The following is a 5,091-nucleotide window of genomic DNA, read 5'->3' as shown; positions in this document are numbered from 1 at the left end:
GGCGTAAGCGCCATCGAGAGATTGACGCTTACACCCAACAAATTTGGGCAAAATCTTCTTAAGTTGACACCAATGAGCATTGCTGTGCCCCTACCAACGTATTTGTATCATTATTAAAGTAAAACGGTATTAGTTCCGACGTGACCCGCCGTACTTAGTCCTTTTTCTAATATGTTTCGTGCCGCATTCCACTCTCTATCTTGGGTATGCCCACAATGAGTACAAATATGGGTTCTAGTCCTAAGAGATTTTGGTTCCTGCTTTAAACCCATCCGAGAAAGTGATGTATCTGCGGTCTTGAGAAAGTCGCCACCCACAGGTTTTGTATTCAACATAACCATGTGTTTGTTCTTATTTTCATTTTTCCACCTATCCTATCCCCCTGGATGGGATAATATGTTACTAGTAGGGGGGATGTTCAACTATTCCCTAACTTCATATCTCTCTGCACTTTGGTTATATAGAGGAACTGATTGTGGTTGCCACGCCGGAAAAAGTACAACATACCTACGAGCATCTATCAGGTAAAGACCGTGTAGCCGTATTGCTCATGGGCTACGGCGAAGTCGAAAGCTACGAAGATTTCGCCAACTATAACGAACAGGCTTTAAATCTACTGACAGCAAAATTTGCACCAGTACCAACCTGGATTTATCCCCCCTTGGCAAAACTTTTGGCGCTATTTGACCGCCACGAGTGGGGACACACACACCACGATTTTATCTCCCCACACAATGCCATCTTTGAACAGCAGCGTGCTGGGATTGAGAAGAATTTACAAGAAAAATGGGGTGATAATGTCCAAGTTTTCAAGGCTTTCAACTTCTGCGCTCCTTTCCTACCAAATCAAGTCCTGGCAGAAATCAAAAACCAAGGCTTCGATAAGCTGCTAATTTACCCACTGCTAGTTGTTGATTCTATCTTTACTAGTGGAATTGCGATCGAGCAAGTTAACAACGCTCTGGTTGAATTAACTGATGGTGAAGAACACTGGGTTAAAGGACAGCGCTATATTCCTTCTTTCTTCAACGAACCAGCCTACATCGATTTAATGGCTCATCTGGTTGAGGAGAAAATTGCTGAGTTAGCAGCAGCTTATCTACCTTCTCAAATCGGCATTGTGTTAATGAACCACGGTTGTCCTCATAAAGCTAAAGGATTTACTTCTGGGATTGCCGAAAGCGAAGCGATGTATGATTTGGTTCGGGATAAGTTGATTAACCGCTATCCCTTAATCTCAGTGGGTTGGCTAAATCACGATACACCTTTAATTGATTGGACACAGCCAAATGCAGAGCAAGCGGCAAATAACCTGATTCAATTGGGTGCGAAAGTAGTGATATTTATGCCAATTGGCTTTGCTACAGAAAACCACGAAACTTTATTGGATGTACACCATATCATCCATAGTTTAGAAAAACAGCATCCTGGTACGAACTACGTGCAAATGGCTTGCGTCAACGACCATCCGCAATTTTTGGCGATGGTAGCGCAATGGGCTGATGCTTATATTGCACAGCTGTTGTCAGACCAATCTTTGGCAGTTAATCCTCAAGTAGCTGAGGTGAACCATCACCACCATCACCACCATTAAGGGACTTCCAAATCAAAAACATCCAATAATTTCTTGTGGGGTGGGTGTCTCACCCGCCCGTAAGCTAAAGCGGGCAAGACTTCGGCGTGAGCGCTATTTCGACCCTTCGACAGGTGTTACCCTGAGCTTGTCGAAGGGCTCAGAGCAGGCAAGCTCAGTACAAGTCAGTCGAACGCTGCCCGCCCCACAAGATTGGATAGTTTATTTGTTGGAAACCCCTTAGTTTAGCTGGATCAGCAGAAGCCTCACACTCACTTTTAGGAGTGTGAGATGAATGCGAGTGAAGGTGACGACTATCCCTTTTTGGATGTGTAAAGCACGGGAAAAAGGGATGTGGAGGAAACGAACAAATCTAAGTTAAAATTAATAAATGGGGGCGGCAGGGCATTCCGTCTCTTTAATAAAGCTCATCGCCTCCTAAGCAATAGCCGGATTGGGTGAGAAGCCTACACTGCACTGCTTGCAGTCAGTGTAGGAGTATGTCACTAGGATGAGTAAAGCTTTGCCTATCCTACAACTAATTTACGCCCCGTAGCTTGCGAGTATTATCAACTAAACTTTGAGCAAATTGATCAAACCTTTGAGAGAGTTTCTCATCTAGGAGCTTGCCTTCAGGACTGAAAGCGCCCCAAGCTTGTCCGATCGCAATTTGTTCAGGAATCACCCAACCGTGTACCCAACGGACAATTAGCCGTAGGTCATTTAGGGCGTTGCTATTAGACTGACCACCTAATACGCTGATTAGTCCTGTGACTTTATCCCCCAGTTGATCAAAACTCATCAAATCCAGAGCATTTTTCAGGACACCACTAACGCCACCATGATATTCAGGTGTCGCTAAAATTAACCCATCGGCGCGACTGACTGTATCTTGCAACCTCTGAACATCTGGATACTCTGGATACTCCTTTGCGCCAGTGCAGAAGGGTAGCTGCAACTGCTGTAAATCGAGAATTTCTACCTCTGCACCCACAGCTTCAACCCTTTGCATTGCTACTTGTAAAGCAAGCTGGGTATAGGAGCCTGGTCTTAAACTACCACCAATGCCAACAATCTTCACCATAATTAACCCACAAACTATTAACTAGCTACTATCGTCTGATTTTCTAAAACGGAATCGTTATGACTATAGTTATTTTAGCGATTTGTGTCGGAATTTTGTGTGGAAGTTAGACTAGATAAGAAAAGTGTAATTTCCAGTTATTACAATTTTGAAGAGAAGAATAGGCATAAAACCATAGCTCAACTTGTGCCAGCAGACAAAGGGTAATTATTATGACAAATTTGGGAAAAAAAGCATTGAGAAAAGAGCAGTCCTCAAAGCGAGTTGCTTGGGTTGGTGCAATCGCTGCTAGTTTGATTATGTTGCCAGGAATTTTCGGGAGTACTCCCGTCTTGGCACAAAAAGCAGAGAGTACCCCTCTAACTTATGGCGACTTGCTCAAAAAAGCGAAGGCGGGAGAAATCCAAAAACTAGAGCTGGACGAAACCGAACAGCTAGCAAGGGTTTATCTCAAGGGACAAAAGGATGATACACAACCGCAACAGGTGAGACTTCTGGCACAAAACACAGAGTTAATTAACATACTCAAAGATAAGAATGTTGATTTTGGCGAAGTTTCCTCTGCTAACAGTCGAGCTGCTGTGGGGCTGTTGATCAATCTCATGTGGATTTTGCCCCTGTTCGCTTTAATGCTATTGTTCCTCCGGCGCTCTACTAATGCTTCTAGCCAAGCGATGAATTTCGGAAAATCGAAAGCTCGCTTCCAAATGGAGGCAAAAACTGGTGTGAAATTTGAAGATGTCGCCGGGGTTGAAGAAGCTAAAGAAGAACTTGAAGAAGTTGTGACTTTCCTCAAACAGCCAGAAAGATTTACGTCCGTAGGCGCACGTATTCCCAAAGGAGTGCTATTAATTGGTCCCCCTGGTACTGGTAAAACTTTACTAGCAAAAGCGATCGCCGGGGAAGCCGGTGTCCCATTCTTCAGTATTTCCGGTTCAGAATTCGTGGAAATGTTCGTCGGTGTAGGTGCATCTCGCGTACGTGACCTCTTCAAAAAAGCCAAAGATAATGCTCCTTGCCTAATATTTATCGATGAAATTGACGCAGTAGGTAGACAACGGGGCGCTGGTATCGGTGGCGGTAACGACGAGCGCGAACAAACCCTCAACCAACTGCTCACCGAAATGGATGGTTTTGAAGGTAATACAGGGATCATTATTATTGCAGCCACGAACCGCCCAGATGTCTTAGATTCAGCGCTGCTCAGACCGGGACGCTTTGACAGGCAAGTGATGGTCGATCCACCGGATCTGAAAGGGCGACTGGAAATTTTGCAAGTCCACGCGCGGAATAAAAAAGTTGATCCTAGCGTATCATTAGAAGCGATCGCTCGCCGCACTCCTGGCTTTACTGGCGCAGACTTAGCCAACTTACTCAACGAAGCCGCCATTCTCACTGCTAGGAGACGCAAAGAAGCTGTCACCATTTTAGAAGTTGATGCTGCTATAGATCGAGTTGTTGCAGGTATGGAAGGTACCGCCTTGGTAGACAGCAAGAGCAAGCGCTTGATTGCCTATCATGAAGTTGGACATGCTTTAGTGGGCACATTGCTCAAAGAGCATGACCCTGTGCAGAAAGTTACACTCATCCCACGGGGACAAGCGCTAGGATTAACTTGGTTTACTCCCAACGAAGAACAGGGGTTAATTTCGCGTTCCCAACTCAAAGCCCGGATTACTGCTACTTTGGGTGGTCGCGCCGCCGAGGAAATCGTTTTTGGTAAGCCAGAAGTGACCACAGGTGCAAGCAATGACTTGCAACACGTAACAGGGATGGCACGGCAGATGGTGACACGCTTCGGGATGTCAGAATTAGGCCCATTGTCCTTAGAAAATCAGAGTGCAGAGGTATTTTTGGGACGGGACTGGATGAATAAATCAGACTATTCGGAAGAAATTGCTGCCAAGATTGATTCACAAGTACGCGAAATTGTCAACAATTGTTATATCAAGTCCAAAGAACTGTTGGAACTCAACCGCATCGTTTTGGAGCGTTTAGTAGATTTGTTAATAGAACAGGAGACAATTGAAGGCGATTTATTCCGCAAAATTGTTGTTGAAAATGCTCAGGTAGCGGATGTAAAATTGGCTGTACCTCATTAGGAAACAGGTAAAAGTCAATAGTCTATCAACTTTAGACTACTGAAAATTTAAAGGCTCACATTCCCGACTTCTTTAAGTGGGGAATCTTGTTGGACAAAAGTCAGAAGGCTAGCTTTTAGAGGTTGTCTCGTTGTCTTGTTAAGAGTTTCTGACTGGGAATGCCTAATTGGAGGCTCTGCCTCTTGCCTTGCGGCAGCAGCCCAATGAAGAGCATTTCCAGTCTCAGGTTGGAAACGAGGTTTTAAAAGGGTTTAGGCTTAAGTTGACCCAATGACATCTCGCCCATCCCATAAGAAATATATGCAACCGTGCTTAACTCTATTAGGATTTAT

At 44.7% G+C, this 5,091-nt stretch carries 3 protein-coding genes and 1 pseudogene; 2 read left to right on the top strand and 2 right to left on the bottom strand.

Annotated elements, in window-relative coordinates; translation table 11 throughout:
* Window positions 1-113: 113 nt before the first annotated feature.
* Window positions 114-251 (bottom strand): annotated as a pseudogene (locus tag ACYTXL_RS00090) (zinc ribbon domain-containing protein); the annotation flags it as partial.
* A 224-nt stretch (window positions 252-475) separates the two neighbouring features.
* Between ACYTXL_RS00090 and ACYTXL_RS00085 the strand changes: the two are divergent.
* Window positions 476-1,594, top strand: coding sequence for a ferrochelatase (locus ACYTXL_RS00085; RefSeq protein ID WP_461922954.1), 1,119 nt, complete (start codon window positions 476-478; stop codon window positions 1,592-1,594).
* Window positions 1,595-2,111: 517 nt separating this feature from the next.
* Here the strand turns inward: ACYTXL_RS00085 and ACYTXL_RS00080 are convergent.
* The gene (locus ACYTXL_RS00080) at window positions 2,112-2,657 is read right to left on the bottom strand and encodes an NADPH-dependent FMN reductase (RefSeq protein ID WP_461922169.1); all 546 of its coding nucleotides are present in this window, start codon (window positions 2,655-2,657) and stop codon (window positions 2,112-2,114) included.
* 212 nt (window positions 2,658-2,869) lie between these two features.
* On the opposite strand from ACYTXL_RS00080, the gene ftsH reads away from it, so the two are divergent.
* Window positions 2,870-4,759, top strand: coding sequence for an ATP-dependent zinc metalloprotease FtsH (gene ftsH, locus ACYTXL_RS00075; protein ID WP_461922168.1), 1,890 nt, complete (start codon window positions 2,870-2,872; stop codon window positions 4,757-4,759).
* Window positions 4,760-5,091: the final 332 nt, after the last annotated feature.

Source organism: Nostoc sp. (assembly GCF_054880495.1).
Note: the sequence above shows the minus strand (reverse complement) of the source record. Positions and strands in the feature narration are given on the sequence as shown.

Bases quoted from the DNA above. Each gene is read 5' to 3' on its own strand.
- ACYTXL_RS00080 (WP_461922169.1), bottom strand. From the start codon at position 2,657: ATGGTGAAGATTGTTGGCATTGGTGGTAGTTTAAGACCAGGCTCCTAT.
- ftsH (WP_461922168.1), top strand. From the start codon at position 2,870: ATGACAAATTTGGGAAAAAAAGCATTGAGAAAAGAGCAGTCCTCAAAG.